At 62.8% G+C, this 15,759-nt stretch carries 17 protein-coding genes; 14 read left to right on the plus strand and 3 right to left on the minus strand.

Features of this window, described 5'->3' with window-relative positions; translation table 11 throughout:
* Nucleotides 1-9 precede the first annotated feature (9 nt).
* Nucleotides 10-537 carry a TRAP transporter small permease gene (locus NUH88_RS16560; protein ID WP_257767504.1) on the plus strand — a complete coding sequence of 176 codons (528 nt, stop codon included), beginning with the start codon at nt 10-12 and terminating at the stop codon, nt 535-537.
* Entirely contained in the window at nt 537-1,844 is a 1,308-nt protein-coding gene (locus NUH88_RS16565) for a TRAP transporter large permease (protein WP_257767505.1), read from the plus strand. Before NUH88_RS16560 ends, NUH88_RS16565 begins: the two co-directional genes overlap by 1 nt.
* Before the next feature lie 72 nt (nt 1,845-1,916).
* Here the strand turns inward: NUH88_RS16565 and NUH88_RS16570 are convergent, their stop codons facing one another.
* From NUH88_RS16570 to NUH88_RS16575, 3 genes are all read right to left on the minus strand, one after another.
* A complete protein-coding gene (locus NUH88_RS16570; RefSeq protein ID WP_257767506.1) occupies nt 1,917-3,992 on the minus strand; it encodes a TonB-dependent receptor family protein in 2,076 nt (691 codons plus the stop codon).
* Nucleotides 3,993-4,080: 88 nt separating this feature from the next.
* Entirely contained in the window at nt 4,081-4,482 is a 402-nt protein-coding gene (locus NUH88_RS22350) for a DUF2946 family protein (protein WP_505483640.1), read from the minus strand.
* A 144-nt stretch (nt 4,483-4,626) separates the two neighbouring features.
* Entirely contained in the window at nt 4,627-5,085 is a 459-nt protein-coding gene (locus tag NUH88_RS16575; protein ID WP_257767507.1) for a MarR family winged helix-turn-helix transcriptional regulator, read from the minus strand.
* 150 nt (nt 5,086-5,235) lie between these two features.
* Between NUH88_RS16575 and NUH88_RS16580 the strand changes: the two genes are divergently transcribed.
* The 12 genes from NUH88_RS16580 (at nt 5,236) to NUH88_RS16635 (ending at nt 15,743) form a co-directional block, all read left to right on the plus strand.
* Entirely contained in the window at nt 5,236-6,348 is a 1,113-nt protein-coding gene (locus NUH88_RS16580; protein ID WP_257767508.1) for a cupin domain-containing protein, read from the plus strand.
* A 106-nt stretch (nt 6,349-6,454) separates the two neighbouring features.
* Complete coding sequence (locus NUH88_RS16585; RefSeq protein WP_257767509.1) at nt 6,455-6,901, plus strand: hypothetical protein; 447 nt, start codon at nt 6,455-6,457, stop codon at nt 6,899-6,901.
* Between the two features lie 25 nt (nt 6,902-6,926).
* A complete protein-coding gene (locus NUH88_RS16590) occupies nt 6,927-7,619 on the plus strand; it encodes a MotA/TolQ/ExbB proton channel family protein (RefSeq protein ID WP_257767510.1) in 693 nt (230 codons plus the stop codon).
* Between the two features lie 6 nt (nt 7,620-7,625).
* A complete protein-coding gene (locus NUH88_RS16595) occupies nt 7,626-8,030 on the plus strand; it encodes an ExbD/TolR family protein (RefSeq protein ID WP_257767511.1) in 405 nt (134 codons plus the stop codon).
* Nucleotides 8,031-8,033: 3 nt separating this feature from the next.
* Complete coding sequence (locus tag NUH88_RS16600) at nt 8,034-8,435, plus strand: ExbD/TolR family protein (protein WP_257767512.1); 402 nt, start codon at nt 8,034-8,036, stop codon at nt 8,433-8,435.
* A complete protein-coding gene (locus NUH88_RS16605) occupies nt 8,432-9,481 on the plus strand; it encodes an energy transducer TonB (protein WP_257767513.1) in 1,050 nt (349 codons plus the stop codon). Before NUH88_RS16600 ends, NUH88_RS16605 begins: the two co-directional genes overlap by 4 nt.
* An 83-nt stretch (nt 9,482-9,564) precedes the next feature.
* Complete coding sequence (hemP, locus tag NUH88_RS16610; RefSeq protein ID WP_257767514.1) at nt 9,565-9,831, plus strand: hemin uptake protein HemP; 267 nt, start codon at nt 9,565-9,567, stop codon at nt 9,829-9,831.
* 99 nt (nt 9,832-9,930) lie between these two features.
* Complete coding sequence (locus NUH88_RS16615) at nt 9,931-11,946, plus strand: TonB-dependent receptor domain-containing protein (RefSeq protein ID WP_257767515.1); 2,016 nt, start codon at nt 9,931-9,933, stop codon at nt 11,944-11,946.
* Between the two features lie 28 nt (nt 11,947-11,974).
* Nucleotides 11,975-13,042 carry a hemin-degrading factor gene (locus NUH88_RS16620; protein ID WP_257767516.1) on the plus strand — a complete coding sequence of 356 codons (1,068 nt, stop codon included), beginning with the start codon at nt 11,975-11,977 and terminating at the stop codon, nt 13,040-13,042.
* Complete coding sequence (locus tag NUH88_RS16625) at nt 13,039-13,881, plus strand: heme/hemin ABC transporter substrate-binding protein (protein WP_257767517.1); 843 nt, start codon at nt 13,039-13,041, stop codon at nt 13,879-13,881. Before NUH88_RS16620 ends, NUH88_RS16625 begins: the two co-directional genes overlap by 4 nt.
* 6 nt (nt 13,882-13,887) lie before the next feature.
* Nucleotides 13,888-14,946 carry a FecCD family ABC transporter permease gene (locus NUH88_RS16630; RefSeq protein WP_257767518.1) on the plus strand — a complete coding sequence of 353 codons (1,059 nt, stop codon included), beginning with the start codon at nt 13,888-13,890 and terminating at the stop codon, nt 14,944-14,946.
* Complete coding sequence (locus NUH88_RS16635) at nt 14,946-15,743, plus strand: heme ABC transporter ATP-binding protein (protein WP_257767519.1); 798 nt, start codon at nt 14,946-14,948, stop codon at nt 15,741-15,743. The genes NUH88_RS16630 and NUH88_RS16635 overlap by 1 nt, the downstream gene beginning before the upstream one ends.
* Nucleotides 15,744-15,759: the final 16 nt, after the last annotated feature.

A 15,759-nucleotide genomic window follows, 5' to 3' on the forward strand; every position in this document is an offset into this window, starting at 1 on the left:
GGACACTTCATGGCGGTTCGACGGCTTCTCGACGGCCTCTATCTCGGCAGCGGCTATCTCTCCGCTCTGTTTCTGGTGGCGATCTCTCTCACCATTGTCGCTCAGATCATCGGCCGCTTCTTCGGCGTCGCAATCGATTCCACGGAAAGCGCCGGCTTCAGCCTGGCGGCTTCGACCTTTCTCGGGCTCGCCTATACCTTTCGCCATGACGGCCACATCCGCGTGACCCTGCTGATCCGGCTTGCCTCCGGACCCCTGGCGAAAGTGACCGAGCTTTGGGGCGTGGGCTTCTGTGCGGCCGCGATGGGCTATCTGACCTACTGGAGTTTCGACCTCGTCTACTTCTCCTACGTCTTCGGCGATATCAGCCCTGGGCTGCTGGCGATCCCGTTTTGGATCCCGCGCTCGGCGATGGCCGTAGGCGCGTTGATCCTGACGATCGCGTTGATCGACGAGCTCATCGGCATCCTGCGCGGCCAGACCCCGAGCTACGTCGCCAATTCCTCGGCACTCTTCAAGGACGGGGGGGACGACTGATGGACGCAGGTGTCATTTCCGCAATTCTCTTCATCCTGATGCTCGGCCTGCTGGCCTCGGGCATCTGGGTCGCGCCGGCACTTCTCGCCGTCGGTTTCTTCGCCCTCGAATTCTTCTCGCCCGCGCCGGCCGGCTCGCTACTTGCCAGTACGGTCTGGGACGCGAGCTGGAACTGGGCGCTGACCGCGCTGCCGCTCTTCGTCTGGATGGGCGAGATCCTGTTCCGCACGCGGCTCTCCTCCGACATGTTCAACGGGCTCTCGCCCTGGCTGGCGCGCCTGCCGGGCGGCCTTTTGCACGTCAATATCGTCGGCTGCGGCGTGATGGCGGCGGTCGCCGGCTCGAGCGCGGTGACCTGCGCAACCGTCGGCCGAATGAGCATCCCCGAGTTGAAGAAGCGCGGCTACGACGAGAGGATGTCGATCGGCACGCTGGCCGGCTCCGGCACGCTCGGCCTGCTGATCCCGCCCTCGATCATGCTCATCGTCTATGGCGTGATCGCCCAGCAATCGATCTCCCGCATGTTCATCGCCGGGGTCGTCCCGGGTATTCTGATCATCGGGATCTTCATGACCTATGTCGCTATCCGCGCCCTCATGAACCCGGCGCTCGCACCCCGCGAGGAACAGAGGCTGAGTTTCCTGGAAAAGGTAAAGGCCTCGCGCCTGTTGTTCCCTGTGGTGCTGCTGATCTTCTGCGTGATCGGCTCCATCTACGGCGGCTTCGCCACGCCGACGGAGGCCGCGACGATCGGTGTGCTCGGTGCTCTTGGTCTCGCCTGGTGGTCGAAGTCCCTGAACTGGGCCTCCTTCATGGAAAGCCTGATGGGCGCGGTCCGCACCTCCTGCATGATTGCGTTCATTCTGGCGGGGGCGGCCTTCCTCTCCATCGCCATGGGCTTCACCGGCGTGCCGCGGGTGCTGGCGGGCTATGTCGATGCCTGGAACCTCTCGCCGGCGATGCTGCTGGTGCTTCTGACGGTGCTCTACATCTTCCTCGGCTGTTTTCTGGACGGCGTCTCCATGATGGTGCTGACCGCAGCCGTGGTGCTGCCGATGGTGGAGAATGCGGGGATCGACCTGATCTGGTTCGGGATCTTCACGGTGATCGTCGTCGAGATGGCGCAGATCACACCGCCGGTCGGATTCAACTTGTTCGTCCTGCAGGGTATGACCGGTCGCGACATTATCCAGGTGACGAAGGCGTCGGTGCCGTTCTTCTTCCTTATGCTGCTCGGCATCCTGATCATCGGGGTCTTCCCCGAGATCGTGACCTGGCCGGTCGAATACATGATCCGGAAGAACTGACAGCTTTCTAAATTTGTCAGCAAAATAAACCCCGGCATCCATAGGATGGCGCCGGGGTTGCTAAGCTGATGTTTACCAGCGGAAACGTATGCCGGCAAAAACCGAACGAGGATCGCCGGGAAAGTAACTCGCGCTATCAGCGCCGTTCACATTGTCACGCACGAGCGTGCTGGAAACATACGCTTCATCTGTCAGGTTCCGGGCATCGACAAACCACTCGGCTTTTTCGAACAGGTTCCCTGACACGCCGAGATGCAATAGGGCGTGACCGTTGTCATTGACAGTGTTCGCATGGTCGATCCAAGTCTTTCCGCCCCGCCACTCGACCACAGGAGAGACAGTCAGCCACGACACGGGTGCCCACGAAAGCCGGGCATTGAGGATGTGGGGTGGAACGCCGGCCAAGTTGTTGTTTCCGAAGCTGGCATCGTCATCGAATCGGAAGTCGTTCCACGTGTAACTGGCCTTCAGCGCCACGGTCTCGCTCAGCGGAAAACTGGCGCCAAACTCGAAACCACGATGGACGGTCGCATCAGCATTTGTGGTCCCGAGAGAGGCGCCGTCTTCATCGACGAGTGCCAGGAACTCATTATCAATCGTCGAGTAGTACGCGGCGGCTTCAATGTTCACTCCGCTAACTCGCCGACGCCAGCCGATCTCAAAAGTCGTTGCCTCTTGCGCATCCGGCAGGGGGAGATCAGGCAGGACCCGCGCCTCTCCGAAGGGCGCAGGCTCGAAGCTGCGACTGATATTCGCGAAAACCTGATCGGCATCGCTGATCTCGTAGAGAACGCCGAGCTTCGGACTCAAGCCGTAGAACGATTTGTCATAGCTTTGAGTTGGCGATGACAGATTATCAAGTGTCCGGTCGGCGCGCGTAAATTGGGCGCCCGCTTGGATTGTTAGGGTATCACTGAGACCGTGAGAATATTCGGCGTAGGTGGTGTAAGTCCTCCCGTCGAGCTCCGTCCGTCCTCGGTAGGTTCCACGCTGACCATCTGAATTTGAGTAACGGTCTTCATCCGCAAGGTATTGCGCACCCGTTACGCCAACCACAAGCCGTCGCGCAGCATCTGTTTCCGCGAAATCAAAGACGCCCCGTACATCCACTCCCATATTCCGTGCGTCTTGATCGAGAATGCCGAAAATCGTCGGATGATGGCGATCTCTCTCTGAATAGAAGACGGACGTGGTGATTTCAGCGTTCTCGACCGGTGCCCATGTAAAGCGGAGCGCTGCCCGGCCCATCTCATAGTCGTTGGAAGCATTGAGCTCACTATAGCGTGAAGCTGCCTGCTCCGGGTCGTCGTTGGTCTGGGCGAGGGTGAGGGCGCCGGGTAATTCCAGTTCCGAGTCCACATAATTGAGGTAGAGGCGCGCTTCCAGGCTGTCACTGATGCGGTGACCGACATTGGCCGAAGCTCTTGTCGCTCTTGTTGCGGACTGATCTCTCCATCCGTCCTGTTCACCCAAGCTCAGATTGAGGAAGCCATCCAGATTTCCCTGCGCTCCTCCCGCCTGTAGATTGACACGCCGTTGACCGAAAGAGCCGGCATCAAGCCTCGTGGCGACCGGAGCCGAGGTTTGCCCGGTCGGCGTAACGAAATTGACGGCCCCGCCAAGCGTGCTGGCCCCGTATTCGAGCGCATTGGCGCCCCGCCATATTTCGACGAACTCGAGTGCAAGTGGATCGATAGACTGAAAATCCCCCGCTCCATCGGCGAAGTTCAAGGGAATACCATCCTGATAAAGCTGGATACCGCGAAGTTGGAAACCGCGCTGGATGCCTGAACCGCGAATAGACAATCGTGTCTCCTCGCCATGGCGGGTTTGTGCCACCACGCCCGGCGCGAATATGAGAACGTCGCTAAGCGTTGTTGCGCGGCTGTCCTCAAATTCCTCGGCGCCGATCACTGACGTACCGCCCGCCCGCAGATCTAGCTTTTCCCGTGCATCATCCTGGGCCGAACGGGGGGCCGAAACGCGGATGGGGTCAAGGGTTGCCTGAACTGCGGTGCTTTCGGCTTCAGAAGAAGATACGGCATTGCTTTGCGCTGATGGTGAGCCGGTGTCTTGCGCAAAAACCGGTGCGGCGATTGCCACAAGTGCCGCTCCGTAGACGAAGCGAAGATACAATTTCGATTGCATAGAAATTCTCGCGATCAGCTCGGTGAGCGGGCTTTAGAAAAGCGCGCTCTGAAACGGCACCTTTAGGGCGCCGGTCGGTTTATTCCGTTCAAGAGCGATAAGGAGGCCCGCGAGAACCGAGCGATGATCCATGGACCTTGCAAGTACAGCAGTTGCGATCAGAACGGGTGTAGTCCGCGACTGACGTATACTCTGCGCGGGCCGCTACAGCGTAGGGCTCGGGCAGGGACATCGCCTGTACAAGGCTGCAAAACGAGCAATGTCCACTCGGTGGTTGATGGTCTGCAGCATCGCTGCCAAGGAGCGCTGCAATCCGTTTACCTGCGGCGATCGCGTCCGCCGATGGCTGTTCGTGTGTCGCACAGATGAGAGATGAAACATCGGCGCCATTCGAGGCTGCAATGGCGAGTGTACCTGGCCATAATACTTGCAGCGCAATAGCCAGCATTGCGAGAAGGCTGGCAGCCTTAAACTTGATCCCCCGCTTCATGGTTAAAGAGATAGCTGAGAAGGTCCACCGTACCCAATCTTAATTTGCCAAAACCTGAAAAAAAATCTGGTTTCTTTGTATTGGATAATTGACCTCGGAGAGTGATGCCGAGCTTGCCGGCGAATTTCGGATAGGGGGGCAGCGTTAGGTGATCAATGGCGCACGGCTGCGCTCATTGCCCGCTGTAGCAAGTTTCTCCGCGAGCCGGATGAAATCCTGCTGCTCCTCCGGCGTGAGGCCGTCGACGATGAGGTCCTGGATCTCGCGCACGACCGGTGACACGGCGTGCAGGAGCTGTCTCCCGCTCTCTGTCAGATAGAGTTGCCGCGCGCGCCGGTCCTGTGAATTGACGCGCCGGTCGACCCATCCCCGCTCGACCAGACGCTCCAGTACGGTTCCCATCGTCGCGCGGTCGTAGGCGATCAGTCCGGCGAGGGTGGCCTGATCGATGCCGGGATAGCTTTCCAGCACGGTCATCGCGCCGTACTGCACCTGCGTCAGCTCATATCCCTCCGCTTTCAGCCGGTCCTGAAAGATCGAGACCGAGATTTGGTTCAGGCGCCGGATCAGGTGTCCGATCATGCCGTGGATTTCGAGTGTCATCGCCGGTTCGCCTGCTGCGCGCGCTATAATAAGTATACTTATCAACTTGACCCGTGATCGCAACGGGTATTCAGTTGAGTAAATGCCGGAAAGAAATGTGGTCGCATCGAAGACGGCCCCGGCAAGAACCGATCAGAGAGGAGACGGTCGATGAGCGCGGAACAGGACAAGGGCGCGGCCCCGCATGGAATGCAGCCGGAGGACACGCCGGAGCTGCGGGCGCTCTACAAGGGCTTCGAGGAAGAGTCGTTGCTGCCGCTCTGGACCCAGCGCGCCGATCTGATGCCGCCGCATCCGTCTCCGAAGGCGGTGCCGCATGTCTGGAAATGGTCGAAGCTGCTGCCGCTCGCGGAGAAGTCCGGCGAGCTGGTGCCAGTCGGCCGGGGCGGGGAGCGCCGGGCCATCGGCCTCGCCAATCCGGGGCTCGGCGGGAACGCCTATGTCAGCCCCACCATGTGGGCGGCGATCCAGTATCTCGGGCCGAACGAGACCGCGCCGGAGCATCGTCATTCCCAGAACGCTTTCCGCTTCGTCGTCGAGGGCGAGGGGGTCTGGACGGTGGTGAACGGCGATCCGGTCCGGATGAGCCGCGGCGACCTGCTGTTGACTCCTGGCTGGCATTTCCACGGTCACCAGAATGTCACCGACAAGCCGATGGCCTGGATCGACGGGCTGGACATCCCGTTTTCGCAGCAGAACGATGTCGGTTTCTTCGAGTTCGGGCCGGAGAAAGTGAGCGACAGCTCGACACCGGAATTCTCCCGCAGCGAGCGCCTCTGGTGCCATCCGGGACTGCGTCCTCTCTCCCGCCTGAAGGCGACGCCCAGCTCGCCGATCGGTGCTTATCGCTGGGACTATACCGACCGGGCACTGTCCGAGCAGCTCAAGCTTGAGGACGAAGGCTATGACGTCATGGTCGAGCCGGGACATGCGGCGATCCGCTATGTGAACCCGACAACCGGCGGAGACGTCATGTCGACGATCCGCACGGAGTTCCATCGCCTGCGCGAGGGCAGCGAAAGTGCCCCACGGCGCGAAGTCGGCTCCTCCGTCTTTCAGGTGTTTGACGGCGAGGGCTCGGTGCTCCTGAACGGAACCGAACACAAGCTGGAGACGGGAGACATGTTCGTGGTGCCGTCCTGGATCCAGTGGTCGCTGCGGGCGGAGACACGGTTCGACCTCTTCCGTTTTTCCGATGCGCCGATCATGGAACGGCTGAACTTCGCCCGTACGGAGCTGGACGGAACGGTCCTCGACGATTGAGCGCGATTCCGTCGCGGACAGCGGTTGCATTCGCAGAGGCCTTATTGTACCAAGGTCCATGTAATGCGAATGACTCGCAATTCGTTCTTTCCGCGAAGGTACGCACATGCGCTTCCGGCGTTTTCCCTGGACGGCTCTGGCCGCGCTGACCGCTATCGTTCTTCCGCTTTCCGCCGAGTCGGCGGATCTCGCGGATAAGAGGCTTCTGATCGAGCTCAACAAGGTGGAGCCGGCCGGTGCCGATTGCCGGACGACCTGGGTGTTGAACAACGCAACGGGCATGGATCTCGCGCGACTGAAACTCGATCTGGTCGCTTTTGACGCGGACGGTGTGGTCGCGCGCCGGGTGGGCCCTGAACTCGGTCCGATCAAGCACGAGCACACGCGGGTCAAGCTGTTCGATCTCAAATCAATCGAGTGCGGTAATGTCGGGCGGATGCTGATGAACGGCGTGCTCGCCTGCGAGATCGACGGCGCGGAAGCGGTGGCGCCGGAGCTCTGCGCCGACAGTCTCGAAACCGCCTCGCGGACGGACGTTCCCTTCACCCAGTAGCCGGTCCGGCTTCAGGAGTAACATCATGACGTCAGCTTTCGATCAGGTGTGGGAGTTCATGGAGGCCGGCGGGCCGATCATGTATCTGCTCGCGCTGCTTTCCGTGCTGGCGACGACGGTCTTCGTCTCCAAGCTCGTTCAGTTCCTGATGCTGCGCCTCTGGGGCGGCGGCGAGCGGGACGAGGCCCTGAAGCTCTGGCGGGCCGGTCAGGGGCGGGCGGCTGTCGGGCTGATTACCGGCAACGGCAATCCGGCCGCGGCGCTCTCGCGATACGCGATGCAGCTCCGGTTGAGCGGAGAGCTGCCCGAGGAGGGCGCCCGCGAGGAGGTTGAGCGTGTCGCCGGTCTTTTCCTCGACCGCCTCAACTCAGGTCTCCGCCTGCTGGCGTCGATCGCCATGCTGAGCCCTCTGATCGGCCTGCTCGGTACGGTGATCGGCATGATCGACGCCTTCCAGGCGCTCGAGGAGGCTGGAAACAAGGTCGATCCGTCCATTCTCTCGGGCGGTATCTGGGTCGCCCTGCTGACCACGGCCGCGGGCCTTGTGGTCGCGATCCCGGCGACGGCGGCGCATCAGCTACTCGACGGGGTGGTGGAGCGTGCCGGGCGGGACATGGAGGACGCGGTGACGCAGGTCTTCACCGCGGCTCCAGGGCTTGCGCCGGAACCGGTTGAGGCGCCGGTACAAGCTGCCGCCGCCCTGCAGGGTGCGGAGTAGGCAGTCATGCGCCTCGCTGCGCGACGGCGTCGGCAGGCGGCGGAGATCTCTCTCACGCCTCTGATCGACGTGGTCTTCATTCTCCTCGTCTTCTTCATGCTGGCTTCGAGTTTCCTCGACTGGCGGGCGATCGGTCTGCAGACGGCAAAGCTGGGTGGGGCCGGCAAGGCGTCCGAAGGCTCTGTGATGGTGAAGCTGCGGACTGACGGCAGCTACCTCGTTTCCGGCGAGGAGATGGATTATGCCCGCTTCTCGGAGCGTTTGGTGGTGCTTGCCGGGCGCGAGGAAAAGCCGAAGCTGGTTATCGAGGCGGAGCGCGGCGTCAGGCTGCAGGCCGTGGTGGACACGGTCGATCAGGCGGCGGCGCAGGGTTTGAGCGACGTCACGCTCGCCAGCCGGCCGGAGCGCTGAGCGATGCAACTGGTCAAGCCGAAGCGGAAATCCGCAGCCGAGAATGTGCTGCCGCTGATCAATGTCGTCTTCCTGCTGCTGATCTTCTTCATGCTGGCGGGCGCGCTGGAAAAGGCGGACCTGCTGGATATCGAGCCGCCGGAAACCCTAAGTACCGAGACCCCGGACGATACGACCGCGATGCTCCTCGTGGACGATGACGGGACGCTTTCCTTCCGTGACGAAATCGTGCCGCGCGCGCAAATCGTTGCCCGGTTGCAGGCCTATTTCGCCGAACATCCGGACGGACGCCTCAAGTTGAAAGCGGATGCGGGAAGCGATGCGGCGGACGTGATTGCGTTGATCGAGGAACTCCGCGCGGTCGGTCTCAAGGAACTCGGCCTCTTGGCCACGGGGGCGTCATGAGCGCGGCAATCGATATCCGCGGTAATGTTTCCTCGAAGGTGACGGGATTTACCGTCGCGGTCGCTCTGCATGGCGCAGTGATCTGGTCGATGGCCGTGTTCGAGGATCCGGCGACCGGTGCGTTCGATACCGCCTCGGGCGGTCTGACGATCATGATCGGCGAGGCAGGGGGCGCTCAGGAACTCGGAGAGGTTGCGACGACGCTGGTTGAAGGCGTCACCGAAGGCCAGGCAGACGAAGTGTCCCTTGAGCAGGCGCCGCCGGTCGCTCCAGTAGATGTCCCGGAAACTGCCGAAGAAATCATGGAGCCGGTCGATACCGTGCCGGTCACGGATCTCGTCGAAACCGTCGAAGCGGCGCCGGCCGAGCCGGTGGAGGTGGCGGAGGCCGTCGAACCGGATCCGGTCGAGGTGCCTGTTGAACCCGAAGCTGTTTCGGTGGAGGCCGTCGAGGTTCCGGAGGTCGAGACAGAGACTGTCGAAACCGTGGATGTGGCCGATGCGCCGCCGCCGGTGCCCCAGTCTCGTCCGAAACCCGCGCCGAAGGTTGAGACCGCGGCCGCCCCCGCAACGGTCCCGCCGAAACCGGCGGAGCCGGTCAAGCCGGCCGAGGTGCCTGTAGCTGAGCCGGCGCTTGAGCGGAGCCTGGCGCAGCAGAAGAAAGGCAATAGTACCTTCAATGCTTTGGCGTCGGCTCCGACCAGATCCGCGGTCGCGGGTGCTTCGCAGGCATCGTCGGGCGGCGGCGGGGCCGCCGGAGCACAGAAATCCTATTATGCATCGCTGCAAAATTGGCTTGAGCGGCACAAGAAATACCCTCGGGCGGCTCGTTTGCGGCGCTATGAGGGAACGGTCCAGTTTCGATTCATGATCGATCGCTCGGGGAGCGTCCTGGAACACGCGATCGTGCAGAGCTCCGGCAAGCGCGTTCTCGACGACGCCGTTTTGGATCTCCTGAAACGTGCCGATCCGCTTCCGTCCATGCCGCCCGAGATCGCAGGGGCGACCCTGGAGCTGACCACCTCCATCGACTTCCGGCTGCGCTGAAGCGGCCTCGGTAAGACGTTTGTCATGAAAGAGTATTCCATCGATGAAATGCGAATGATTTGCATTTACGAAATCAATCCTTTATGACACAGATCAACGGTATGGCGGGCAACGCCGTTTCGTGTGGTCTGGGATCGGCAGGAGTAGCTGAGTTGTTGGCGGGGACACCTTCGGACAAGCCGCAAGGCGACATGACCGTTTCCGAGCCGGAAACGCAGGGTTCGATCGAGAAGAACCGTATTCATGTCAGCGATCTGATGGGAAACGACCGGGAGGTCTTTCTCCTTTTTAACGGGGCCGAGTATCGCCTCCGCGTCACGAACAACAACAAGCTCATTCTGACGAAATAACCGGACCAACGGAGCGCCGCTCCGGCCAGCATCATCAGCCACCCAGCCTTTTCGCTAGGCAGCTAACTATCAGCGACCTTGAGACGAAGAGGCTCTTGAATGCGTGTGTTTATCGCTGCGGCGGCGACCATCGCCACCGCTGTGGCACTGCCGGCTCATGCCGACGAAGCCACACAGCTCGACCGGATCGTGATTTCCGCAGGTAAGGAAAAAGTGGCCATCGAGACCCCGCAATCCGTGTCCGTCGTGGACCAGGAAGACCTGGAGGCGGCGCAGCCGACAACCATCGGCGATGTGCTGACGGATCTTCCCGGCGTGAAAGCCATCGGCTCGGAGCGCATCCTCGGCGAGAGCTTCAACATCCGCGGCATCGGCACGCTCGGCGCCTCGGACGAGAATCGTCTGATCGTGCGGGTCGACGGTGCGACCAAGTTCCACGAGCAGTACCGCCTCGGTTCCTTCTTCTCGGATCCCGAGCTCTACAAGCGGGTCGAAGTGCTGCGTGGCCCGGCCTCCTCGACGCTTTACGGCGCCGGGGCGCTGGCAGGCGTGATCGACCTGACGACGAAGGACGCCGCGGATTACCTGCAGGGCGAAGACCAGTATGCCTTCCGGCAGAAATTCGAGTTTCACAGCAACAAGGAAGGTCTGCTGTCCTCCAGTGTCGCCGCCGCGCGGCCGACCAAGAATCTCGATCTGCTCGGCGCTTTCATCTACCGACGGGCAAACGAATACGAGGACGGGGACGGCAACGCGGTTTCCGGTTCCGATTACGAGGCGCCGTCGGGCCTGATCAAGGGCTCCTACAAGTTCGGCGAAAGCGAGGCCCATAAGGTCACGTTGTCCTACCAGCACTGGGAAACCGAGGCGAACGACAGCGACTACGCGCAGACCAACACCTCCTCGGCCTTCGGAACTGTCGATCGTGAGGTGACCGATCAGACCGCGGTTCTGAAATACGATTTCCAGCCGGCGAGCAACGAGCTGATCGATCTGGAACTTTTCGGCTCCTACTCGAACACCGAGGTCGATCAGTCCGACGCGTCGCTCGGCGCTGTCAGCACGTCGCAGCTTTTCGCCGATACCTTCTATGCTTACGAGACTTGGCAGGCACGGATAGAGAACACCGCTGCATTTCACGGCGACGGCTATGAGAACTACCTGATCACGGGTGTCAGTACCGCGTTTCAGGAGCGTACGGCTGATCAGCCGATCACTGCCACCAACACCAGCGGCAGCATCGATTTCCACCCGGGCGGCGAAAGCGAGCAGTACGGCGTCTATGTGCAGAACGAGCTCATCCTCTGGGACAAGTTGACCCTCATTCCGGGGCTGCGGCTCGACTATCAGGAGCTGACGCCGGCCGGCAATCTCGCGGTCTCCGAGGGCGTGGACAACACCGCGCTCTCGCCGAAACTCGCCGCGCATTATCAGATGAACCAGAACTGGGGCATCTTCGGTTCCGTCTCCTACACGGAGCGGCTGCCGGTGCTGGACGAGGTCTACGACGCGAACAGCGGCAACCTCAATCTCGATCCGGAAAAGTCGACCAATATCGAAGGCGGTATCGCGGCCTCGTTCCGCAACGTCGCGCTCGATACCGATGCGGTCACCGCGAAGGCGACGCTTTTCCATAACGACATCAAGGACCTGATCGAGCGCGAGAACACCCGTTCGACCTATTTCAATGTCGGCGAGGCGGAGATCTACGGAGTCGAGTTCGAGGCCGCTTACGAGTCCACCTTCTTCTTCTCCCGCGCGGCCTACACGGCAATCCGCGGCGAGAACAAGGAAGACGGCACCGATCTGAACTCGATCCCGGCGGACGAACTCGTGCTGACCGTCGGCGGCCGGGTCCCGGATTACGATCTCGATTTCGGCTGGCGCGGTGTGATGGCCGCCGGTCAGGACAAGGTCTCCGGCAGCACGTCGGAGACGCCCGGCTACACCGTGCACAACCTGTTTGCGAGCTGGAAGCCGTCGGAAGGCATGCTGCAGGGCTCGGAAGTCCGGTTCGGCATCGAGAACGTCCTCGACAAGACCTATCGCGAACATCTGTCCGGCGACAACGGCAACGGCCGGACGTTCCGGCTGACGCTGGCCAAGCAATTCTGACCAGCCGACTTACCTGAGGGAGACGACAATGCGGACCAAACCGGCGGAAAACCTGCTGAAAGAGCTCAATCGCATGAAGGAGGAGCAGGGAGGGATCCGGGCGCGGACGGCGGCCGAAGCCCTCGGCGTTCCCGAGGCGGCTCTTCTGGAGGCGCGCGAGCTTGAAGGCAGCGTCCGCCGGCTTTCGGTTTCCGGCATGGATGTCGTCCCCCTCATCGAGCGGATGCCCGAGGCCGGGGATGTCATGGTTCTCACGCGCAACGAGTACTGCGTGCACGAGAAGACCGGCATCTTCGAGAATATGCGCTTCAATACGCATATGGGCTCCGCCTTCGGTCGCGAAATCGACCTCCGGATGTTCTTCACCCGCTGGGTAACCGGCTTCCACGTGGTCGACGAGTCGCCGAAGATGACGCGGCATTCCCTGCAATTCTTCGATGCGAGCGGTACCGCGGCTTTCAAGATCTACGCCGTGAGCGGCACGGATCTCGATGCGTTCCTGGCGCTAGTCGGAGATTTCGTCGATCCGGACCCGCAGCCGCTTTCATTCACCGATCTGGAACCCGCAGCGTCCGAGAAACCCGACAGCGAGGTTGACGTGGACGATCTCCGCGGGCGCTGGAGCCGGCTCGGCAACGGTCACCAGTTTAACCGGATGCTCGCGGAACTTGGTCTCAGCCGCCGTCAGGCGCTGCGCCTCGCCGGTGAACATTATGCCCGCCCGGTTCCTGTCAGCTCCGTCGAGTACATGCTGAACAGCGTCGCCGAGAGCGGGTTGCCGATCATGTGCTTCGTGCGCGGCCCCGGTTGCGTGCAGGTTCATTCCGGCCCGGTAAAGACGATCAAGCGCGCCGCCGGGTGGCTCAACATCCTTGATCCGCGCTTCAATCTTCATCTGAAGGACGATCAGATCGACAGCTGCTACGCGGTCTGCAAGGTCTCGACCGAAAAGGGCCTCGATATTACTTCGCTCGACTGCCTCGCCGCCGACGGCTCGACGATCTGCCAGTTCTTCCCGGTCCGGGGCGAAGGCGAGGAAGAGCCCGAGGCCTGGCTGAACCTGATCAACGGCTTCGTCACGGGAGAAGCGGCATGAAGCAAGCCGTTTTCGCTCTGTTCGCCGTTGCCTTGCTGTTCGGCAGTCCGGCGGCGGCGGAAACGCCGCAGCGGATCGTGTCCGCGGGCGGCGACATCACCGAGATCATCTACGCGCTCGGCGCCGGCGACCGTGTCATCGCGGTAGACACCACCTCCAACCATCCGGCGGAGGTTTCCAGCAAGGAGCAGATCGGCTATATCCGCAGACTTGCAGCGGAAGGCATTCTCTCGCTCCAGCCCGATTTGCTTCTGGCCGCGCATGACGCCGGCCCTCCTACTGCGGTCGAACAGCTCCGGGCGGCTGGACTTCGGGTCGAGCTCGCTCCCAAGGGGGACTCAATGGACGGCGTCCTGGCTAAGGTTCGCTTTGTCGGCAAGGCGATCGGTCTCGAAGCCGAGGGATCGGCGCTCGCCGAAAAGATAGAGAGCGAGATGAAAGCGGCGCTTGCGGTCGCGAAGGGGTATAGCGACCATCCGCGGGTCATCTTTGTGCTGAGCGAACGCGACGGCGCCCCGCTGGTGGCCGGCAGCGGAACCTCGGCAGACGCCATCATCTCCCTCGCGGGAGGCGACAATGCCGCCGGCGGCTTCCCCGGCTACAAGCCGATGTCCCAGGAAGCGATCATCGAGGCGGCGCCGGATGTGCTGCTGATGATGTCGCAGACCGTCGAGCGGCTGGGCGGGATCGACACGATGCTCACCCGTCCGGAATTCGCGCTGACGCCGGCCGGCAAGAACCGCCGCTACGTCGCGATGGAAGGCATGCTGCTGCTCGGCTTCGGCCCGCGGGTCCCGGAAGCGGTCCGCACGCTGGCGACCGAACTGCGCGGCGGCTGAGCCCGGATGTCCGAGACAACGGCCCTGCCGCGCCGGGTTGCGGACCGCCGAGGCGGTGTTCCCATCTTCGGACTGATGGGGGCGGCGCTGCTCGTCATCGTCTTCGCGGAACTCGTCCTCGGTCCGGTGCAGCTCGGGATGGGCGACCTGCTGGCCGTGCTTGTCGGCGAGGGCGAGCGCGGGCCGACCGCCATCCTGCTGCAGATCCGCCTGCCGCGCGCCGTGCTGGGCCTCGCCGTCGGTCTCGGCCTTGCGCTTTCCGGTTGCGCCATGCAGGGCGTGTTGCGCAATCCGCTTGCCGATCCCGGCCTGATCGGCGTCACCGCCGGTGCGGCCGTCGGCGCGGTGACCGTCATTGTCCTCGGAAACTACTTCGTCGGCGATCTGCCGGCGCCTGTCCGCCCCTATGCCCTGCCGCTCGGCGCCTTCATCGGCGGCATGGCCGTGACCGGGTTCGTCTTCTCGCTCTCGCATCGCAGCGGCGGCACGAACGTGGCGATGCTGATCCTCGCGGGTGTCGCGGTGAACGCCATCGCCGGCGCCCTGATCGGCGCCATGGTCTATATCAGCGACGACCAGCAGCTCCGTGACCTGACCTTCTGGTCGATGGGCTCGATTGCCTCCGGCAACTGGATGCAGGTCTCGGTTACGACCGCGCTCGCCCTAGCGGCGGCGCTCGGCCTGCTCACCATGGGCCGTTCCCTCGATCTCTTTCAGCTCGGCGAGCGCGCGGCGTTCCACGCCGGTATCGATATCGAACGGGAGAAATGGCGCATTGCGCTGCTGACGGCGATCGCGGTCGGCGCGGTGACCGCGGCGGCCGGCCCCATCGGGTTCATCGGTCTCGTCGCGCCGCACATGGCCCGCCTCATTGTCGGCCCGGCGCACCGCAATGTGCTGCCGGCAGCGGCTCTGATCGGCGGCGCGCTGATCCTCGGCGCCGATCTCGCGGTCCGCATGGTGGTGCCGCCGACCGAACCGCCCATCGGGCTTGCCACCAGCATGATCGGCGGGCCTTTCTTCCTCTGGCTGCTGATGCGCCGCATGAAGCGCGGAGGGCTCTGATGCTGGAAGCGCAGGGGGTCGGACACAGCTTTGGCAGAACGCGGGTGTTGCAGGACGTGAGCCTCAAGGTGCGGCCGGGAGAGATGGTCGCGCTCTGCGGGCCGAACGGTGCGGGCAAGTCGACCCTGCTCGCCGCGATGGCCGGGGATTTCGCGCCGGACGAGGGGAATATCCATCTGGACGGGCGGATCGTCACCAGCCTGTCGCCGGCGGATCTCGCGCGCCGCCGGGCGGTGCTGGAGCAGGCGCCAACCCTGAGTGCGGCCTTCACGGTCCGCGAGCTGCTTGCCCTGGGCATCCCGCGCGACGTGCCGCCGGAGCGGGTGAATGTGCTGATTCGGGAGACGCTGCGCGATGTCGCGCTGCTCGGCCGTGCCGACGACAATTGCCTGATCCTCTCCGGCGGGCAGCGCCACCGGGCCCATCTCGCCCGGGTGCTGGTGCAGCTCGCCGCCTCCGACAAGGCTTGCGGCTACCTCATGCTGGATGAGCCGACCGCCAGCCTGGATATCGCGCACCAGATCACCACCATGCGAATCGCCCGCCGGGCGGCGCGGCTGGGCGAGGGGGTTCTGGTCGTGTTGCACGATCTGAACCTCGCGGCTGCCTTCGCCGACCGCGTCGCGCTGATGCATGAGGGACGTCTTGTCGCGGACGGTCCCGGCGCGGACATCTTAACAGCCGAGCGCCTGAGCGCCATTTATGAAACCGAGATCGCCGTGGAAGAGGCCGAGGGGGGCCGTCCACGCATCGTGCCGGTCTACGATCCGGACACGCACCCGGCCGCAGAGGCCTGAGAAACCAGAGGAGAGA

This window comes from Nisaea acidiphila (genome assembly GCF_024662015.1).
GTDB lineage: Bacteria > Pseudomonadota > Alphaproteobacteria > Thalassobaculales > Thalassobaculaceae > Nisaea > Nisaea acidiphila.